Source organism: Streptomyces sp. RK62 (assembly GCF_018070255.1).
Taxonomy (GTDB): domain Bacteria; phylum Actinomycetota; class Actinomycetes; order Streptomycetales; family Streptomycetaceae; genus Streptomyces; species Streptomyces nigra.
The window spans coordinates 325,932-345,325 of record NZ_JAGPYD010000004.1 but is presented as its reverse complement, the minus strand read 5'-3'; the positions used below and the strand labels follow the sequence as shown (position 1 = coordinate 345,325).

The 19,394-nt window shown below is 69.8% G+C and carries 19 protein-coding genes; 16 read left to right on the top strand and 3 right to left on the bottom strand.

Going from position 1 to position 19,394, the window contains the following annotated elements; translation table 11 throughout:
- The first annotated feature begins 20 nt into the window (after positions 1-20).
- The 3 genes from mqnC to KBY32_RS10405 all read left to right on the top strand — a co-directional run bounded on the left by mqnC (position 21) and on the right by KBY32_RS10405 (position 2,584).
- Positions 21-1,220, top strand: coding sequence for a cyclic dehypoxanthinyl futalosine synthase (gene mqnC, locus KBY32_RS10415; protein WP_108708172.1), 1,200 nt, complete (start codon positions 21-23; stop codon positions 1,218-1,220).
- A 7-nt stretch (positions 1,221-1,227) separates the two neighbouring features.
- A complete protein-coding gene (locus KBY32_RS10410; RefSeq protein ID WP_210979689.1) occupies positions 1,228-1,827 on the top strand; it encodes a hypothetical protein in 600 nt (199 codons plus the stop codon).
- Positions 1,828-1,888: 61 nt separating this feature from the next.
- Positions 1,889-2,584 carry a demethylmenaquinone methyltransferase gene (locus KBY32_RS10405; RefSeq protein WP_055622622.1) on the top strand — a complete coding sequence of 232 codons (696 nt, stop codon included), beginning with the start codon at positions 1,889-1,891 and terminating at the stop codon, positions 2,582-2,584.
- On the opposite strand, the gene KBY32_RS10400 is transcribed toward KBY32_RS10405, so the two are convergent.
- A complete protein-coding gene (locus KBY32_RS10400; RefSeq protein WP_258873176.1) occupies positions 2,571-2,909 on the bottom strand; it encodes a PASTA domain-containing protein in 339 nt (112 codons plus the stop codon). The two genes, KBY32_RS10405 and KBY32_RS10400, sit on opposite strands and share 14 nt — an antisense overlap.
- A 79-nt stretch (positions 2,910-2,988) precedes the next feature.
- The gene (locus tag KBY32_RS10395; RefSeq protein ID WP_055622620.1) at positions 2,989-3,519 is read right to left on the bottom strand and encodes a GNAT family N-acetyltransferase; all 531 of its coding nucleotides are present in this window, start codon (positions 3,517-3,519) and stop codon (positions 2,989-2,991) included.
- 47 nt (positions 3,520-3,566) lie between these two features.
- Here KBY32_RS10395 and KBY32_RS10390 point away from each other — a divergent pair, with 47 nt between their 5' ends.
- Positions 3,567-4,901 (top strand): geranylgeranyl reductase family protein, encoded by a 1,335-nt coding sequence (locus KBY32_RS10390; protein ID WP_055622619.1) that lies wholly within the window; start codon positions 3,567-3,569, stop codon positions 4,899-4,901.
- 84 nt (positions 4,902-4,985) lie between these two features.
- Here KBY32_RS10390 and KBY32_RS10385 read toward each other — a convergent pair whose 3' ends face one another.
- A complete protein-coding gene (locus KBY32_RS10385) occupies positions 4,986-5,807 on the bottom strand; it encodes a C40 family peptidase (RefSeq protein ID WP_055622618.1) in 822 nt (273 codons plus the stop codon).
- A gap of 714 nt (positions 5,808-6,521) precedes the next feature.
- On the opposite strand from KBY32_RS10385, the gene KBY32_RS10380 reads away from it, so the two are divergent.
- From KBY32_RS10380 to nuoL, 12 genes are read left to right on the top strand one after another with little or no spacing between them, the layout of a single operon-like run.
- The gene (locus KBY32_RS10380; RefSeq protein ID WP_030950624.1) at positions 6,522-6,881 is read left to right on the top strand and encodes an NADH-quinone oxidoreductase subunit A; all 360 of its coding nucleotides are present in this window, start codon (positions 6,522-6,524) and stop codon (positions 6,879-6,881) included.
- 13 nt (positions 6,882-6,894) lie between these two features.
- Positions 6,895-7,449, top strand: a complete 555-nt coding sequence (locus tag KBY32_RS10375; RefSeq protein WP_030494814.1) for an NADH-quinone oxidoreductase subunit B family protein — start codon at positions 6,895-6,897, stop codon at positions 7,447-7,449.
- A complete protein-coding gene (locus KBY32_RS10370; RefSeq protein ID WP_115507764.1) occupies positions 7,446-8,207 on the top strand; it encodes an NADH-quinone oxidoreductase subunit C in 762 nt (253 codons plus the stop codon). The genes KBY32_RS10375 and KBY32_RS10370 overlap by 4 nt, the downstream gene beginning before the upstream one ends.
- Complete coding sequence (locus KBY32_RS10365) at positions 8,204-9,526, top strand: NADH-quinone oxidoreductase subunit D (protein WP_055622616.1); 1,323 nt, start codon at positions 8,204-8,206, stop codon at positions 9,524-9,526. The genes KBY32_RS10370 and KBY32_RS10365 overlap by 4 nt, the downstream gene beginning before the upstream one ends.
- Positions 9,523-10,395, top strand: coding sequence for an NADH-quinone oxidoreductase subunit NuoE (gene nuoE / locus KBY32_RS10360; protein ID WP_055622615.1), 873 nt, complete (start codon positions 9,523-9,525; stop codon positions 10,393-10,395). The genes KBY32_RS10365 and nuoE overlap by 4 nt, the downstream gene beginning before the upstream one ends.
- Complete coding sequence (gene nuoF, locus KBY32_RS10355) at positions 10,395-11,744, top strand: NADH-quinone oxidoreductase subunit NuoF (RefSeq protein WP_055622614.1); 1,350 nt, start codon at positions 10,395-10,397, stop codon at positions 11,742-11,744. Before nuoE ends, nuoF begins: the two co-directional genes overlap by 1 nt.
- Entirely contained in the window at positions 11,741-14,269 is a 2,529-nt protein-coding gene (locus tag KBY32_RS10350; protein WP_210979688.1) for an NADH-quinone oxidoreductase subunit G, read from the top strand. Before nuoF ends, KBY32_RS10350 begins: the two co-directional genes overlap by 4 nt.
- Complete coding sequence (gene nuoH / locus KBY32_RS10345; RefSeq protein ID WP_055622612.1) at positions 14,266-15,633, top strand: NADH-quinone oxidoreductase subunit NuoH; 1,368 nt, start codon at positions 14,266-14,268, stop codon at positions 15,631-15,633. Before KBY32_RS10350 ends, nuoH begins: the two co-directional genes overlap by 4 nt.
- Entirely contained in the window at positions 15,626-16,276 is a 651-nt protein-coding gene (gene nuoI, locus KBY32_RS10340) for an NADH-quinone oxidoreductase subunit NuoI (protein WP_055622611.1), read from the top strand. The genes nuoH and nuoI overlap by 8 nt, the downstream gene beginning before the upstream one ends.
- A complete protein-coding gene (locus tag KBY32_RS10335; protein WP_055622610.1) occupies positions 16,273-17,118 on the top strand; it encodes an NADH-quinone oxidoreductase subunit J in 846 nt (281 codons plus the stop codon). Before nuoI ends, KBY32_RS10335 begins: the two co-directional genes overlap by 4 nt.
- On the top strand, positions 17,115-17,414 hold the full coding sequence (gene nuoK, locus KBY32_RS10330) for an NADH-quinone oxidoreductase subunit NuoK (RefSeq protein ID WP_055622609.1): 300 nt from the start codon (positions 17,115-17,117) through the stop codon (positions 17,412-17,414). Before KBY32_RS10335 ends, nuoK begins: the two co-directional genes overlap by 4 nt.
- A gap of 15 nt (positions 17,415-17,429) precedes the next feature.
- Positions 17,430-19,394, top strand: coding sequence for an NADH-quinone oxidoreductase subunit L (gene nuoL / locus KBY32_RS10325; protein WP_210979687.1), 1,965 nt, complete (start codon positions 17,430-17,432; stop codon positions 19,392-19,394).

Below are 19,394 nucleotides of genomic sequence, written 5' to 3'. Positions count from 1 at the left end.
TGACGAAAGGGACGCCCCCGGTGACCGAGAAGGCCGACCTTCAGTCCGTGCTCGACCGTGCCGCAGCGGGCGGGCGGATCACCCCGGAAGAGGCGCTCGACCTCTACCGCGACGCCCCGCTCCACGCGCTCGGCTCCGCCGCCGACGCCGTACGCCGCCGCCGCTACGCGGGCACCGAGCACATCGCGACGTACATCATCGAGCGGAACATCAACTACACGAACGTCTGCGTCACGGCGTGCAAGTTCTGCGCCTTCTACGCCCCGCCGAAGGACACGGCCAAGGGCTGGACCCGCGACCTCGACGACATCCTGCGGCGCTGCGCGGAGACCGTCGAACTCGGCGGCACCCAGATCATGTTCCAGGGCGGCCACCACCCGGACTACGGCGTCGAGTACTACGAGAAGCACTTCGCGGCCATCAAGAAGGAGTTCCCGCAGCTCGTCATCCACAGCCTGGGGGCGAGCGAGGTCGAGCACATGGCCCGGATCTCCAAGGTCGGCGTCGAGGAGGCCATCCAGCGCATCCACGCCGCCGGCCTCGACTCCTTCGCGGGCGCGGGCGCCGAACTGCTGCCGGAGCGGCCCCGCAAGGCCATCGCGCCGCTGAAGGAGTCCGGCGAGCGCTGGCTGGAGATCATGGAGACCGCCCACAACCTGGGCGTGGAGTCCACCTCCACCATGCTGATGGGCACCGGCGAGACCAACGCCGAGCGGATCGAGCACCTGCGGATGATCCGTGACGTACAGGACCGCACGGGCGGCTTCCGCGCGTTCATCCCGTACCTGTACCAGCCGATGAACAACCACCTGAAGGGCCGGACGCAGGCCACGATCTTCGAGTACCTGCGGATGATCGCGATCTCCCGGCTCTTCATGGACAACATCGCCCACATCCAGGGCTCCTGGCTCACCACCGGCCAGGACGCGGGCCAGCTGACGCTGCACTACGGCGCCGACGACCTCGGCTCGGTCATGCTGGAGGAGAACGTCGTCTCGGCGGCCGGTGCCAGGCACCGCTCCAACCTCCAGGAGATGATCGACATGATCCGCTCCGCGGGGCGGGTCCCGGCTCAGCGCTCGACGACGTACGAGCACCTCGTCGTGCACGACGACCCGGCGAACGACCCCGTCGACAGCCGCGTCATGTCCCACATCTCCTCGACGGCCATCGAGGGCGGCACGGCCCACCCCGAGCTGAAGATCCTCGCCTCCAACTGACATCCCCGTGCTGACCCTTCACGTCGCCGACGCCACGCCCGAGAGCGCCGTCCTGGTCGACGGCGCGCACCTCGCCGCCGTCGGCCCGTACGACGAACTGGCCGCCGCCCACCCGGACGCCCGGCTGCGGAGGTGGCCCGGCATCCTGACACCCGGCCTGCTCAACCCGTACGGCCCGGAACTGCTCGAGCAGGCCTACCACCCCGACCCGCGCGAGGCGGACCGGCTCGGCACCGCGCCGATCTTCGGCGAGCGCGCACGGGACCTCCTCGGCGCGGGACCGTCCGCGCGGGGAGCCAGCGCCCGGCGAGGCGTACAGCGCCTGCTGGCGCACGGCACCGTCGCGGTCGCCGGTGAACTGCGCGGCCGTGAGGCCCTGGACGCGGTCCGCAGGGCCGGGCTCGCCCTGGCCGGACGCCCGGCCTCGCTACCCGGCCCCCCGGCGCTCTCCCCGGTGCCGCTCGTCCTGCTGCCGGGCCTCGCCGCCGGGCAGCCCGCCCGGTTCGCGGTGTTCGACGTGCCCGACCGCGCGGCCCTCGTCCGGGAGGGCGCGTCCACCTGCGTGGCCACCGTCGTGGCCGGCCGCCTGGTGCACCGCCGGCGCTGACCGCGCCGCCGACCGGGAAGCCGCCGCAGGTGGTCCAGGGAGCGGCTGCAAGAATGGGCCCGTGACGCGCGCATCCCTGGACAAGCAGCCGCATGAAGTCGCCTCGATGTTCGACGGCGTCGCGGAACGGTACGACCTGACCAACGACGTGCTCTCCCTCGGGCAGGACCGGCGCTGGCGCAAGGAGGTCGCGAAGGCGGTCGACGCGCGCCCCGCGCAGAAGGTCCTGGACCTGGCGGCCGGCACCGGCACCTCGTCCCTGCCCTTCGCCCGCACCGGCGCCTACGTCGTGCCCTGCGACTTCTCCCAGGGCATGCTCCGGGTCGGCAAGCGGAACAACACCTGGCTGCCGTACACGGCGGGCGACGCGACCCGACTGCCGTTCCGGGACGACACGTTCGACGCCGTGACGATCTCCTTCGGGCTGCGCAACGTCCAGGACTTCGACACCGCGCTGCGCGAGATGTACCGGGTGACCCGGCCCGGCGGACGCGTCGTGATCTGCGAGTTCTCGCACCCGACCTGGGCGCCCTTCCGCACCGTCTACACCGAGTACCTGATGCGCGCGCTGCCGCCGGTCGCCCGCGCGGTGTCCTCCAACCCGGACGCGTACGTCTACCTCGCCGAGTCCATCCGCGCCTGGCCCGACCAGCCGGCCCTCGCCGAGCGGCTGCGCGAGGCGGGCTGGTCGAAGGTGGCCTGGCGGAATCTGACGGGCGGGGTCGTCACCCTGCACCGCGGGTTCAAGCAGAGCTGACCAACGGGTAGGGGTCGCCGGGCTCGTCGAGCGCGCGGGGCCTGCCGCCCGACGGCGGGCGCGGTATGCGGGGCTCGCGCACACCTCCGCCGCCCTCGCCCTCGCCGAAGTCGAACCAGATGGCGACCGTCGAGTCCCGGGGCACCGGGGTGCCCGGCTGGGGGTACTGACGGACGACGTAGTCGACGACGACCAGGGAGAAGTCCGGCCGGTCGGGTGCGATGAGGGACAGGCCGCGGGACTTGGCCGCCTCGCGCGCGTCCATGGCCATCAGCCCGACGAGTCGCGGGACCCGCACCTCGGGTGTCGTGGGTGTTGTGTGCACAGATGTCACCCCCAGCGGTATCTGCAGGGTAACCGCCCGGGGGTGCCGTCCGGAAGCTTCAAGTATCTTTCTGTGACAGTCAGTTACTCTGCGTGTCCGAAGAAGGGGCGAGTTCCAGCCGGTAGCAGTGCCCCCGGCGCTCGTCCGGTGTGCTGAACACCTCGGCCAGCTCCATCCCCAGCCGCCGTGTCACCGCTATCGACCGCTCGTTGCGCGCGTCCACCATCGCGACGACGCCCGGCACCCCGGCCGCCCGTACCCGCTCCAGCGTCTGCCGCGCGGCCGCCGTCACATACCCCTTGCCCCAGTGCTCGCGGGCCAGCCGCCAGCCGATCTCGATCTCCCCGGTCGGGCCCCACTCCCGCTCCCAGGGCTGGGCGCCCGTGAAGCCGATGACGCGGTCGTCCTCGTCGAGCATCGTCCACAGGCAGAAACCACGCTCGGCGTCGTGCCGGCGCTGGCGGGCGGTGAGCTCCTCGTAGGCGGAGAGTTCGGCGGCCCGGCCGCCGTGGAACTCCATGACGTCGGGGTGGGCGAAGGCCCGGTGCCAGGCCACCGCGTCCTCGTCGGTGGGCACACGCAGCCGTACTACGGGCAGAGCTCGGTTCACAGGGCAGCCCTTCAGCCGGGTGATCAATTCTGCTGCATAGACTGCCCATGTCCAGTGCCCGTCGGCACGCAGATTCCGAACCTTGGGGAGTTCCCGCCGTGACCGAGCCCCTCTCCGAAAACACCGCCGATGTCATCGTCGTCGGAGCGGGCCCAGCCGGCTCCACCACCGCGTACCACCTCGCCAGGGCCGGACTCGACGTACTGCTCCTGGAGAAGACCGAGTTCCCGCGGGAGAAGGTCTGCGGCGACGGACTGACCCCGCGCGCCACCAAGCAGCTCGTCGCCATGGGGATCGACATCTCCGAGGAGGCCGGCTGGCTGCGCAACAAGGGCCTGCGGATCATCGGCGGCGGTGTACGCCTCCAGCTGGACTGGCCGGATCTCGCCTCCTTCCCCGACTACGGACTCGTCCGCAAGCGCGACGACTTCGACGAGCAGCTCGCCCGGCAGGCCCAGAAGGCGGGCGCCCGGCTCTACGAGCGCTGCAACGTCGGCGCCCCGATCCTGGACGACCGCACCGGCCGGATCATCGGCGTGCACGCCAAGCTCGGCGAGGAGAAGCGCGAGGTCACCTTCCGCGCGCCCCTGGTGGTCGCCGCCGACGGCAACTCCACGCGGCTGTCCCTGGCGATGGGCCTGCACCGGCGCGAGGACCGCCCGATGGGCGTCGCCGTGCGGACGTACTTCGAGAGCCCCCGCCACGACGACGACTACCTGGAGTCCTGGCTGGAACTGTGGGACCGCCGGGGCCCCGAGGACCGGCTGCTGCCCGGCTACGGCTGGATCTTCGGCATGGGCGACGGCACGTCCAACGTCGGACTCGGCGTGCTCAACACCTCGGACTCCTTCAAGGAGCTCGACTGGCGCGAGGTCCTGAAGGCCTGGTGCGCGTCCATGCCGGAGGACTGGGGCTACACCCCGGAGAACATGACGGGCCCGATCCGCGGCGCCGCCCTGCCCATGGCCTTCAACCGCCAGCCGCACTACACCAAGGGCCTGCTGCTCGTCGGCGACGCCGGCGGACTGGTGAACCCCTTCAACGGCGAGGGCATCGCCTACGCCATGGAGTCCGGGCAGATCGCCGCCGAGGTCATCGTCCAGGCGCACGCCCGCTCGACCCCCGCGGGCCGGGAGATGGCCCTGCAGCGCTACCCGCGCGTCCTGAAGGACACCTACGGCGGCTACTACACGCTGGGCCGCGCCTTCGTGAAGCTCATCGGCAACCCGAAGGTCATGAAGATCGCCACGCAGCGCGGTCTGACCCACCCCATGCTGATGAAGTTCACGCTGAAGCTCCTCGCGAACCTCACCGACCCGACCGGCGGCGACGCGATGGACCGCATCATCAACGGCCTGAGCAAGGTGGCCCCGAAGGCCTGACGGGCCCGGCCCGGAGGGAACTCCGGGCACGCGTAAGGGCCGCTGCCCCCGAGCGGCTGCGGCCCTTACGTCGATCTGTACGGCTCAGAGCACGCGGACCGCGCCCGACGCCGGGTAACCCGACAGGTCCTGGATGACGACGCCCTTGGAGGGGTTGGCCGCGTCCAGGTACTGGCCGTTACCGATGTAGACGCCCACATGGTAGGCGGAGCCCTTGCCACCCCAGTAGAGGATGTCGCCGACCTGCACCTGCGACAGCGGGATGTCGGTGCCGGCCATCGACTGGTCCTGGGAGACCCGCGGCAGGTCGACGCCGACCTGCTTGAAGGCGGCCTGCACCAGGCTGGAGCAGTCCCACGCGTTGGGGCCGGTGGCACCCATGACGTACGCGTCGCCGACCTGGGCCTTGAGGAACGAGATGACCGTCGCGACGCTGCCGCTCGCCGGGGCGGAGACGCTCGCGGAGGCGGACAGGGTGGCCCGCTCGGTGCTGCGGGACGCGGCGGCCTCTGCGGCGGCCTTACGGGCCTCCTCGGCCTTCTTCTTCGCCTCGGCCTTCTTCTTGGCCTGTGCGAGGTCCTTCTTGGCCTCCTCGGCCGCTGCGGCGGCGGCCGCGTCACGCTCGGCCTCGAGCTCGTAGTTCGCCGCCGCCAGCTGCGTGGCGTCGGCGGACTGGGCGAGCTGGTCCGCCAGGTCACCCGACAGGGTGGGCAGTTCGATGGTCTGCGTGACGGGCTCGGCGGCGTTCGCCGTGGCCGCAGCACCAGCCGCTGCCATGCTGAGGACGCCACCGGCAACTCCGGCTCGCATCGCGATCGTGGTCGACGCGGTGCGGCGGGGCTTCCGGTGGCTGCGTATGTGAGCGGTGTGGGACATGGGTACAACCGGTATCAGGGGCTCCTCCATACCTTCAAGAAACGTGGGCTGCGCCACAGTTGTTCAACGGACGGCCCAAATTCCCGGCGGAGCGCCCTTTATTGACGCCGTAACGGACATTGCGGACGGTCTTCATTCCGCCCGTGATCACGGGCTTTCATCATTAAGTCCGAATTGCCCCGCGCTTACCACTGGTTGGGACCGGTGGCCAAGCCCGGTTCTCACGGAGCCCTGACGGGTGTGGCGGAGGTCACGCAACGGTCACGCCTTCGTGTGCGTCCGGTGCCCGGATCGCGCCTCCCGGAGTTCGTGAACGCGCGCACGCGTCCACATCGGTCCCCGCCGCTCCCTCTGATGTGTGAACGCGGTCCTCTATCAAGTCTTCCGGTCCAACTCCAATTTGCATGCACCGGAAGCCTCTTGATATGGAGACGCCCCCTCTGAGCTGGGCTGACGAGCGAAAATGTCACCTCTGGTGATCACTCGGACGCTTCACGTGCGAAGATCACCGCTCATCCGTGTTCATGATCGTTCGTCAGGTGGTGGAGATCACAAAGCTTGTGCAATACCCCGTGTCGCAGATCACAGACCGGCAGGCATAAGATGCGAGGCAGTTGGGCTTGTGACCTGCTTCACATGTTCTCGATCTTCGCCGGGGCGGGCGTGGTTCGTGGGGTTGGTGAGGCGAACGGGCCCGCTGCACAACCGCCAGCAGTCAGTGCCGACTGAGAGGAGCGAGGAGCGGTGAACGCGTATGCGCCCATCCTCGTACTGGGAGCCCTCGGGGCAGGCTTTGCGATCTTCTCCGTGGTCATGGCCACGCTGATCGGTCCGAAGCGGTACAACCGGGCCAAGCTCGAGGCTTATGAGTGCGGGATCGAGCCGACCCCCACGCCGGCCGGCGGCGGGCGCTTCCCCATCAAGTACTACCTGACGGCGATGCTCTTCATCATCTTCGATATCGAGATCGTCTTCCTCTACCCCTGGGCCGTCACCTTCGACTCCCTGGGGATCTTCGGGCTCGTGGAGATGCTGCTCTTCGTGCTCACCGTCTTCGTCGCGTACGCGTACGTATGGCGGCGCGGCGGCCTGGAATGGGACTGAGGGGCCTTTAGACATGGGACTCGAAGAAAAGCTGCCGAGCGGATTCCTGCTGACCACCGTCGAACAGGCCGCGGGCTGGGTGCGCAAGGCGTCCGTCTTCCCGGCCACCTTCGGCCTCGCGTGCTGCGCCATCGAGATGATGACGACCGGCGCCGGCCGATACGACCTGGCGCGCTTCGGCATGGAGGTCTTCCGCGGATCGCCGCGCCAGGCCGACCTGATGATCGTCGCCGGCCGGGTCAGCCAGAAGATGGCGCCGGTGCTCCGGCAGGTCTACGACCAGATGCCGAACCCCAAGTGGGTGATCTCCATGGGGGTCTGCGCCTCCTCGGGCGGCATGTTCAACAACTACGCGATCGTGCAGGGCGTCGACCACATCGTCCCGGTCGACATCTATCTGCCGGGCTGCCCGCCACGGCCCGAGATGCTCATGGACGCCATCCTCAAGCTGCACCAGAAGATCCAGGGCTCCAAGCTCGGGGTCAACGCCGAGGAAGCGGCCCGTGAGGCGGAGGAAGCGGCGCTCAAGGCCCTGCCCACGATCGAGATGAAGGGGCTGCTGCGGTGAGCGACGCCAACGGCACCAACGGGGCGAACGGGTCGAACGGGGTGAACCCCGAGAAGGACCTGTCCGCCTCCAACCTCCCCGGCCAGCGGGGCCAGGGCGGCGAGGAGATCCGTGTCCAGCGCGGCATGTTCGGCGCCGACAACGGCGGGGACACCTCCGGTTACGGCGGCCTGGTCCGCTCGGTCCGCCTCCCGGGACCGGCGAGCCGCCCCTACGGAGGCTGGTTCGACGAGGTCGCCGACGAACTCGAGGGCGCCCTGGAGGAACAGGGCCTGCTGCCCGACAACGCCATCGAGAAGACGGTCGTCGACCGCGACGAGATCACCTTCCACATCGAACGCGAGCACCTGGTCCGCGTCGCCCGCACCCTGCGCGACGACCCGGCCCTGCGGTTCGAGCTGTGCACCGGCGTCAGCGGCGTCCACTACCCGCACGACAAGGGCCGGGAACTGCACGCCGTCTACCACCTGCGCTCGATCACCCACAACCGGCTGATCCGCCTGGAGGTCAGCGTCCCCGACAGCGACCCGCACATCCCGTCGCTCGTCCCCGTGTACCCGACGAACGACTGGCACGAGCGCGAGACGTACGACTTCTTCGGCATCGTCTTCGACGGTCACCCCGCCCTGACGCGGATCATGATGCCGGACGACTGGCAGGGCCACCCGCAGCGCAAGGACTATCCCCTCGGCGGCATCGCCGTCGAGTACAAGGGCGCCCAGATCCCGGCTCCGGACCAGCGGAGGTCGTACTCGTGAGCACTCAGTCAGCATCCGCCCGCGAAACCACCGAGGGCACTGTATATACGGTCACCGGTGGCGACTGGGACGAGGTCGTCCAGAGCGCGGCCAAGGCCGACGACGAGCGCATCGTCGTCAACATGGGCCCCCAGCACCCGTCCACCCACGGAGTGCTGCGCCTGATCCTGGAGATCGAGGGCGAGACGGTCACCGAGGCCCGCTGCGGCATCGGCTACCTCCACACCGGCATCGAGAAGAACCTCGAGTACCGGACCTGGACGCAGGGCACCACGTTCGTGACGCGCATGGACTACCTGACGTCCTTCTTCAACGAGACCGCCTACTGTCTCGCCGTCGAGAAGCTCCTCGGCATCGAGGACCAGATCACCGAGCGCGCCAAGATCATCCGGGTGCTCCTGATGGAGCTGAACCGGCTCTCCTCCCACCTGGTGTGCATCGCCACCGGCGGTATGGAGCTCGGCGCCACCACGATCATGATCTACGGATTCCGTGATCGTGAAATGATTCTCGACATCTACGAGCTCATCACGGGCCTGCGGATGAACCACGCGTACATCCGCCCCGGCGGACTCGCGCAGGACCTGCCGCCCGGCGCGGTGGACCACATCCGCGAGTTCGTGAAGAAGATGAAGAAGAACCTCCCGGAGTACGACAAGCTCGCCACCGGGAACCCCATCTTCAAGGCCCGTATGCAGGACGTCGGCTATCTCGACCTGGCCGGCTGCATGGCCCTCGGCGCCACCGGCCCGATCCTGCGCTCGACCGGCCTGCCGCACGACCTGCGCAAGACCCAGCCGTACTGCGACTACGAGACCTACGACTTCGAGGTCCCCACCGCCGACACCTGCGACTCCTACGGGCGCTTCCTGATCCGCCTGGAGGAGATGCGCCAGTCGCTCGGGATCGTCGAGCAGTGCCTGGACCGCCTCGAGCCGGGCCCGGTCATGGTCTCCGACAAGAAGATCGCCTGGCCCGCCCAGCTCGCCCTGGGACCCGACGGGCTCGGCAACTCCCTCGACCACATCAAGAAGATCATGGGCACCTCCATGGAGGCCCTGATCCACCACTTCAAGCTGGTCACCGAGGGTTTCCGCGTCCCGCCGGGACAGGCCTACGCGGCCGTCGAGTCGCCCAAGGGCGAGCTCGGGGTGCACGCCGTCTCCGACGGAGGCACCCGCCCCTTCAGGGTCCACTTCCGCGACCCGTCCTTCACCAATCTGCAGGCCATGGCGGCGATGTGCGAGGGCGGCCAGGTCGCCGACGTCATCGTCGCCGTCGCGTCCATCGACCCCGTGATGGGAGGCGTCGACCGGTGACCACCTCATCTTCCGAGCGGGGCGTCAGCCTGGGCATGCCCCAACTGCCCGCGCCGGCCTACCCGGACGACGTCCGCGCCCGGCTGGAGGCCGACGCCCGCGAGGTCGTCGCCCGCTACCCGGACTCACGGTCCGCCCTGCTGCCGCTGCTGCACCTCGTGCAGGCGGAGGAGGGCCATGTCACGCGCACCGGGATGCAGTTCTGCGCGGACGTGCTCGGCCTGACCACCGCCGAGGTCACCGCGGTCGCGACCTTCTACACCATGTACCGCCGCAAGCCCTCCGGCGACTACCAGGTGGGCGTGTGCACCAACACGCTCTGCGCGGTCATGGGCGGCGACGCGATCTTCGAGGAGCTCCAGGAGCACCTGGGCGTCGGCAACGGCGAGACCACCGGCGACGGCAAGGTCACCCTGGAGCACATCGAGTGCAACGCGGCCTGCGACTACGCCCCGGTCGTGATGGTCAACTGGGAGTTCTTCGACAACCAGACCCCCGACAGCGCCAAGCGGCTCGTCGACGACCTGCGCGCCGGCCGTGACGTGGCGCCCACGCGCGGGGCCCGTCTGTGCACGTTCAAGGAGACCGCGCGGATCCTGGCCGGCTTCCCCGACGAGCGTCCCGGGGCCGTCGAGGAGGGCGGCAGCGCCGGACCGGCCTCGCTGGTGGGCCTGCGCCTGGCCAAGGGGGAGACCGCACCCGCGCGCGTGGTCCACCCGCGCGACGGCGGACCGCACGACGAGCAGCAGGACAGGACCGCGCACCAACCGTCGCCGGCTGAACACCTCAGCTCGCACGACGCGCCGCAGGATTCGTCCGCGTCCGACCCGGCCCACCCGGCGGGGCCTGTCGCCGAGGAGGGGGAGTGATGACATTGGCACCGGAGCTGAAGGAGAACAGTCCCGAGAAGCTGCTGGCACCCGTGCTGTCGGCCTTCTGGGACGAGGACCGGTCCTGGACGCTCGACGTCTACCGCAGGCACGACGGGTACGAGGGGCTCCGCAAGGCGCTCGCCATGGCGCCGGACGACCTGATCGCGTACGTCAAGGAGTCCGGTCTGCGCGGGCGCGGCGGCGCGGGATTCCCCACCGGGATGAAGTGGCAGTTCATCCCGCAGGGGGACGGCAAGCCGCACTATCTCGTTGTCAACGCCGACGAGTCGGAGCCGGGGACCTGCAAGGACATCCCGCTCCTCTTCGCGAACCCGCACAGCCTCATCGAGGGCATCGTGATCGCGTGCTACGCCATCCGGTCGTCGCACGCCTTCATCTATCTCCGGGGTGAAGTCGTCCCCGTCCTGCGGCGGTTGCACGAGGCCGTGCGCGAGGCCTACGCGGCGGGCTACCTCGGCAAGAACATCATGGGCAGCGGACTCGACCTCGAACTCACCGTGCACGCCGGGGCGGGGGCGTACATCTGCGGTGAGGAGACCGCGCTGCTCGACTCGCTCGAAGGCCGCCGTGGTCAACCGCGACTGCGTCCCCCCTTCCCGGCCGTGGCAGGTCTCTACGCCTGCCCCACTGTGGTGAACAACGTCGAGTCGATCGCGTCGGTTCCCGCCATCCTGAACCGGGGCAAGGAGTGGTTCCGGTCGATGGGCAGCGAGAAGTCCCCCGGCTTCACGCTGTACTCGCTCAGCGGCCATGTCGCCAGCCCAGGCCAGTACGAGGCCCCGCTCGGCATCACCCTGCGCCAGCTGCTCGACATGAGCGGCGGCATGCGCCCCGGTCACCGGCTGAAGTTCTGGACGCCCGGCGGCTCGTCCACGCCGATGTTCACCGACGAGCACCTCGACGTCCCCCTCGACTACGAGGGCGTCGGCGCCGCCGGCTCCATGCTCGGCACCAAGGCGCTCCAGTGCTTCGACGAGACGACCTGCGTGGTCCGGGCCGTCACCCGCTGGACCGAGTTCTACGCCCACGAGTCCTGCGGCAAGTGCACGCCCTGCCGCGAAGGCACGTACTGGCTGGTGCAGTTGCTGCGCGACATCGAGGCCGGCAAGGGCGTGATGAGCGACCTCGACAAGCTGAACGACATCGCCGACAACATCAACGGCAAGTCCTTCTGCGCCCTCGGCGACGGCGCCGCCTCGCCGATCTTCTCCTCGCTGAAGTACTTCCGCGAGGAGTACGAGGAGCACATCACGGGCCGTGGCTGCCCCTTCGACCCGGCCAGGTCGACGGCCTGGGCCGACCACCGCACGGAGGTGAACGCATGACCGTACAGCAATCCGACAGCGGCTCCGCCGCGGGCCAGCGCTCCTCCGGAGGGGGAGAGGCGGCGGTCCCGCCGGAGGACCTCGTGACGCTGACGATCGACGGCGCCGAGATCAGCGTGCCCAAGGGAACCCTGGTCATCCGGGCCGCCGAGCAGCTCGGCATCGAGATCCCGCGCTTCTGCGACCACCCGCTCCTCGACCCGGCCGGCGCCTGCCGCCAGTGCATCGTCGAGGTCGAGGGCCAGCGCAAGCCGATGGCGTCCTGCACGATCACGTGCACCGACGGCATGGTCGTCAAGACGCACCTCACCTCGCCGGTCGCGGAGAAGGCCCAGAAGGGTGTGATGGAGCTCCTGCTCATCAACCACCCGCTGGACTGCCCGGTCTGCGACAAGGGCGGCGAGTGCCCGCTGCAGAACCAGGCCATGTCGCACGGCGCCGCCGAGTCCCGCTTCGAGGGCCGCAAGCGCACGTACGAGAAGCCCGTCCCGATCTCCACGCAGGTGCTGCTCGACCGCGAGCGGTGCGTGCTGTGCGCCCGTTGCACCCGGTTCTCCAACCAGGTCGCGGGCGACCCGATGATCGAGCTGGTCGAACGCGGCGCCCTGCAGCAGGTCGGCACCGGCGAGGGCGACCCCTTCGAGTCGTACTTCTCCGGCAACACCATCCAGATCTGCCCGGTCGGCGCGCTCACCTCGGCGGCGTACCGGTTCCGCTCCCGGCCGTTCGACCTGATCTCCTCGCCGTCGATGTGCGAGCACTGCTCGGGCGGCTGCGCCACCCGCACCGACCACCGGCGCGGCAAGGTCATGCGGCGCCTCGCGGCGAACGACCCCGAGGTCAACGAGGAGTGGATCTGCGACAAGGGGCGCTTCGGCTTCCGCTACGCCCAGCAGCGCGACCGGCTGGACACCCCGCTGGTCCGCAACGCCGAGGGCGACCTGGAACCGGCGTCCTGGCCCGAGGCGCTCCAGATCGCCGCGCAGGGCCTGCTCGCCTCGCGCGGCCGGACCGGTGTGCTGACCGGCGGCCGGCTCACCGTCGAGGACGCCTACGCGTACAGCAAGTTCGCGCGCGTGGCCCTCGACACCAACGACATCGACTTCCGCGCGCGCGTGCACAGCGGCGAGGAGGCCGACTTCCTGGCCGCGCAGATCGCCGGCCACGGCCGTGACCTCGACGGCAGCGGCGTCACCTACACCTCGCTCGAGCAGGCGCCCGCCGTCCTGCTGGCCGGGTTCGAGGCCGAGGAGGAGGCGCCCGGCGTCTTCCTGAGGCTGCGCAAGGCGTGGCGCAAGCACGGCCAGAAGGTCTTCTCGCTGGCCACGCACGCGACCCGGGGCCTGGAGAAGGCGGGCGGCACGCTGCTGCCGGCCGCTCCCGGCACCGAGACCAAGTGGCTGGACGCGCTGGCCGCCGGCACGGGCCTGGAGGGCCCCGGCGCCGAGGCCGCCGGGGCGCTGCGCACCGAGGGCGCCGTGATCGTCGTCGGCGAGCGGCTGGCCGCCGTCGAGGGCGGGCTCACGGCCGCCGTACGCGCCGCGAACGCGACCGGCGCCGCCCTGGTGTGGATCCCGCGCCGGGCCGGTGAGCGGGCCGCCGTCGAGGTGGGCGCGCTGCCGTCGCTGCTGCCCGGCGGGCGTCCCGCGACCGACCCGCGCGCGCGGGAGGAGGTCGCCGCCCTGTGGGGCGTGGCCGAACTCCCCTCCCGCTACGGCCGCGACACCGGTCAGATCGTGGAGGCCGCCGCCCGCGGCGAACTCCAGGCCCTGCTCGTCGCGGGCGTCGAGGTCGCCGACCTGCCAGACCCGGCACGCGCGCGTGAGGCGCTCGCCGAGGCCGGTTTCGTGGTGTCGCTGGAGCTGCGGCCCAGCGAGGTGACCGCGCTCGCCGACGTGGTGCTCCCGGTGGCCGCCGTCGCCGAGAAGGCCGGCACCTTCCTCAACTGGGAGGGCAGGGTGCGCTTCTTCGAGGCCGCGCTGAAGCCCGACCAGATGACCCGCCGGATCGCCCCGACCGACGGACGCGTCCTGCAGATGCTGGCCGACGCCATGGACGTGCACCTGGGGCTGCCCGATCTGCGCACCACGCGCGCGGAGATCGACCGGCTCGGCGCCTGGGACGGCCCGCGGGCCACCCAGCCGCTGGAGATCGCCGCCCAGCTGCCGCGCCCGGCCGCCGGCGAGGCCGTCCTCGCCGGGCACCGGCTGCTGCTCGACCAGGGTCTGCTCCAGCAGGGCGACGAGGCGCTCGCCGGCACCCGGCACGCCGCCCACGCGCGCGTGTCGGCCGCCACGGCCGCCGAGGCGGGCGTGAAGGACGGCGACGTCCTCGCCGTCACCGGCCCCGCCGGAATCGTCGAACTGCCGTTGCGGATCACGGCGATGCCCGACCGGGTGGTGTGGCTGCCGCTGAACTCCGTGGGCGCGGGCGTCGCCTCCGACACCGGGGCGCTGCCCGGCTCACTCGTCCGCATCGGCCCGGCGACCCTCGCGTCCGAGACCCCCGAGGAGGTGGAGGCATGAGCGCGTACTACCTCGCCGCTGAGGACCTCTCGATGTTCGGCCGCGACCCCTGGTGGCTGGTCGTCGTCAAGGCGGTGTTCTGCTTCGCCTTCCTGATGGTGACCGTGCTGTTCTCGATCGTCTGGGAGCGCAAGGTCGTCGCGTGGATGCAGCTGCGCATCGGCCCCAACCGGCACGGCCCCTGGGGCATGCTCCAGTCGCTCGCCGACGGCATCAAGCTGATGCTGAAGGAAGACGTCATCGTCAAGCGCGCCGACAAGGTGGTGTACGTCCTCGCGCCGATCGTCGCGGCCATCCCGGCCTTCATGGCGATCGCGGTGATCCCCTTCGGCCCGGCCGGCAACGAGATCTCGATCTTCGGCCAGCGCACCACCATGCAGCTCACCGACCTGCCGATCGCGATGCTCTACATCCTCGCGGTCGCCTCCGTCGGCATCTACGGCATCGTGCTCGCGGGCTGGAGCTCGGGATCGACGTACCCGCTGCTCGGCGGTCTGCGCTCGTGCGCCCAGATGATCTCCTACGAGATCGCGATGGGCGCCGCGTTCGCCTCGGTGTTCCTCTACTCCGGGTCGATGTCCACCTCGGCGATCGTCGAGGCGCAGCAGGACCGCTGGTACATCGTGCTGCTGCCGGTGTCCTTCCTCATCTACATCGTGACGATGGTCGGCGAGACCAACCGCGCCCCCTTCGACATGCCGGAGTCCGAGGGCGACCTGGTCGGCGGCTTCAACACCGAGTACTCGTCGATCAAGTTCGCGATGTTCATGCTCGCCGAGTACGTGAACATGGTGACGGTCTCCGCGGTGTCCGTGACGCTCTTCCTGGGCGGCTGGCGCGCGCCGTACCCGATCAGTTCTTTCTGGGAGGGCGCGAACCACGGCTGGTGGCCGATGCTCTGGTTCGTCATCAAGGTGCAGCTGCTGCTGTTCTTCTTCATCTGGCTGCGCGGCACGCTCCCGCGAGTGCGCTACGACCAGCTGATGAAGCTCGGCTGGAAGGTCCTCATCCCGGTCTCCGTCGTCTGGCTGATGCTGGTCGCGACCGTGCGGACGCTGCGCAACGAGAACTACGACTTCGCCGACATCGCCCTGTACGTCGGCGGCGGCGTCATCGCGCTGCTGCTGCTCTCCTTCGTCGCGGACCTCTTCCGCGAACGCGCGAAGGGCGGCGAGCGGCCCGCCGAGGAACCCGCCGCGTTCGACCCGATGGCCGGCGGATTCCCCGTGCCGCCGCTGCCCGGACAGGAGTTGCCACCGGTCCCGCGGCGCGCTCCGCGCCGGGAGCGGGAGCTGATTGTCAGTGGCGGGTCCGATACTCACAGTGACGGATCTCTGGATGGAAAGGAGGCGTCCGATGGCTGAGGAGCCAAAGGAGACCGGGCAGACGAAGCACGGCTTCCAGAACCCCGTGGCCGGCTTCGGCGTGACCTTCAAGGCCATGTTCAAGAAGCGGCTGACCGAGCAGTACCCGGAGCAGCAGAAGACCACCGCTCCGCGTTTCCACGGACGGCACCAGCTCAACCGCCATCCGGACGGCCTGGAGAAGTGCGTCGGCTGCGAGCTGTGCGCCTGGGCCTGCCCCGCCGACGCCATCTACGTGGAGGGCGCCGACAACACCGACGAGGAGCGCTACTCGCCGGGCGAGCGGTACGGCCGCGTCTACCAGATCAACTACGCCCGCTGCATCCTGTGCGGCCTGTGCATCGAGGCGTGCCCCACACGCGCGCTCACGATGACCAACGAGTTCGAGCTGGCCGACTCCAGCCGCGCCAACCTCATCTACACCAAGGAGCAGCTGCTCGCCGGTCTGGAGGAGGGCATGGTCGACACACCCCACGCCATCTACCCCGGCACCGACGAACAGGACTACTACCGGGGGCTGGTGACGGAGGCCGCGCCGGGCACGACCCGGCAGGTCGCGGTCTCCAAGGGCGAGGTCCCGCAGGAGGGCGCCTCGACCTTCGGCGAGGACGAGCCGGCGTCGGGGAAGGTGGTCGGCCGATGAGCGCCCAGATCGCCGCCGCCTACTCCACCTCCACCGGCGAGGCCGTGCAGTTCTGGATCCTCGGCACCGTGGCCGTGCTCGGCGCCCTGTGCACCGTCTTCCTCAAGAGGGCCGTGCACAGCGCGCTCTGCCTCGCCGGCACGATGATCATCCTCGCGGTGTTCTACCTGGCCAACGGCGCCTACTTCCTGGGCGTCGTGCAGATCGTCGTCTACACCGGCGCGATCATGATGCTGTTCCTCTTCGTGGTGATGCTGGTCGGCGTGACGGCCGCGGACTCCCTGAAGGAGACCATCAAGGGCCAGCGCTGGCTGGCCCTTCTGTGTGGCCTCGGCTTCGGCATCCTGCTGTTCGCCGGCATCGGGAACGCCTCGCTGCAGCAGTTCGACGGCCTCGGGCAGGCCAACGCGAACGGCAACGTGGAGGGCCTGGCCGCCCTCATCTTCACCAAGTACGTCTTCGCGTTCGAGATCACCGGCGCCCTGCTGATCACGGCCGCGGTCGGCGCCATGGTGCTGACGCACCGCGAGCGCACCGAACGCGCCAAGACCCAGCGGGAGATGGCGGAGGAGCGCGTGCGCGCCGGCCGGCACGTCCCGCCGCTCCCGGCCCCCGGCGTCTACGCCCGGCACAACGCCGTGGACATCGCCGGTCTGCTGCCGGACGGGACCCCGTCCGACCTCACCGTCAGCAAGACGCTGCGCGAGCGCGGACAGATCCGTGACGTGTCCACCGAGGCGCTCAACGATCTGCGGGCGCTGGAGCAGCGCGCGGAGGAGCGCCTGGAGCGGACCGCGATCGAGCCGGCCACCTTCAAGCGGCCGGAGGAGGCGTCCAAGTGAACCCGGTCAACTACGTCTACCTCGCCGCCCTGCTGTTCACGATCGGCGCCACCGGTGTGCTGATCAGGCGCAACGCGATCGTCGTCTTCATGTGCATCGAGCTCATGCTGAACGCCTGCAACCTCACGCTCGTGGCGTTCTCCCGGATGCACGGCAATCTGGACGGCCAGATCATCGCCTTCTTCACGATGGTCGTGGCCGCCGCGGAGGTCGTCGTCGGACTCGCGATCATCGTGTCGCTGTTCCGTTCCCGCCACTCGGCCTCGGTCGACGACGCCAGCCTGATGAAGCTCTGAGGGGTCCGAAGAATCGTGGAGAACCTGATCGCGCTGCTGATCGCGGCGCCCTTGCTCGGAGCGGCCGTCCTGCTGTGCGGTGGCCGGCGGCTGGACGCCGTCGGCCACTGGATCGGCACGCTCCTGTCGTTCGTCTCCTTCGCCTTCGGTGTGGTCCTCTTCGCCGATCTGCTCGGCAGGGGCGCCGAGGAGCGGACCCTGACGAGTCATCTGTTCACCTGGATCCAGGTGGAGGGCTTCCAGGCGGACATCGCCTTCCGTCTTGACCAGCTGTCGATGACCTTCGTGCTGCTGATCACCGGCGTCGGCTCGCTGATCCACGTGTACTCGATCGGGTACATGGAGCACGACGAACGCCGGCGCCGCTTCTTCGGCTATCTGAACCTGTTCCTCGCGGCGATGCTGCTGCTCGTCCTCGCCGACAACTACCTGCTGCTGTACGTCGGCTGGGAGGGCGTCGGTCTCGCCTCGTACCTGCTGATCGGCTTCTGGCAGCACAAGCCCAGCGCCGCCACCGCCGCGAAGAAGGCCTTCCTGGTCAACCGCGTCGGTGACATGGGCCTGTCCATCGCGATCATGCTGATGTTCCTCTGGTTCGGCACCTTCGCCTTCGGGCCGCTGCTCGGCGGCGAGGGGGAGCCGGGTCTCGCCGGGGACGCGAGCGAGGGCAAGCTCACCGCGATCGGCCTGATGCTGCTGCTCGCCGCGTGCGGCAAGTCCGCCCAGGTGCCGCTGCAGTCCTGGCTCGGGGACGCGATGGAGGGCCCGACCCCGGTCTCGGCCCTCATCCACGCCGCGACGATGGTGACCGCGGGCGTCTACCTGATCGTCCGCTCGGGCGCCATCTTCGACGCGGCGCCCGACGCGCAGCTGGTCGTCACCATCGTCGGCGCCGTCACGCTCCTCTTCGGTGCGATCGTCGGTTGTGCGAAGGACGACATCAAGAAGGCGCTGGCCGGCTCGACCATGTCGCAGATCGGCTACATGATCCTCGCCGCGGGCCTCGGCCCCATCGGCTACGTCTTCGCGATCATGCACCTGGTGACGCACGGCTTCTTCAAGGCCGGGCTGTTCCTCGGCGCCGGATCCGTCATGCACGGCATGAACGACGAGGTCGACATGCGCAAGTACGGCGGTCTGCGCAAGTACATGCCGGTCACCTTCGTGACGTTCGGCCTGGGCTACCTCGCCATCATCGGCTTCCCGGGTCTGTCCGGCTTCTTCTCCAAGGACAAGATCATCGAGGCGGCGTTCGCCAAGGGCGGCACCGAGGGCTGGATCCTCGGCGCCTGCGCCCTGCTCGGCGCGGCCCTCACCGCGTACTACATGACGCGTGTGATGCTGATGACGTTCTTCGGCGAGGAGCGCTGGCGGCACACCAGGACCGCCTCCCCGGCCGAGCCCGGCGCGGAGCCCGCCGCCGAGACGCACGGCGAGCACGCGGAGCCGCACCCGCACGAGTCGCCCAAGGTCATGACGATCCCCATGATCGTCCTGGCGGTCGGGTCGGTCGCGGGCGGTGCGTTCTTCAGCATCGGCGACCGCTTCGTGCACTGGCTCGAGCCCATCACCGGGCACGCGCACGGCCATCCGCCGATCAGCGCGGGCACCGTCACCGGCGCGACCGTGGCGTGCATGGTCGTCGGCGTCGCCCTCGCCTGGGCCCAGTACGGCAGGCGCCCGGTCCCGGTGGCCGCCCCGCGCGGGTCGCTGCTCACCCGGGCGGCCCGGCGCGACCTGTACCAGGACGACTTCAACCATGTCGTCCTGGTCCGCGGCGGCGAGCACCTCACACGCTCCCTGGTCTACGTCGACCACACCCTGGTCGACGGTGTCGTCAACGGCACGGCGGCCTCGGTCGGCGGCCTGTCCGGACGGATGCGCAGGCTCCAGAACGGCTTCGCGCGGTCGTACGCGGTCTCGATGTTCGGCGGTGCGGCGATCCTCGTCGCCGCGACCCTGCTGATGAGGGCGGTCTGA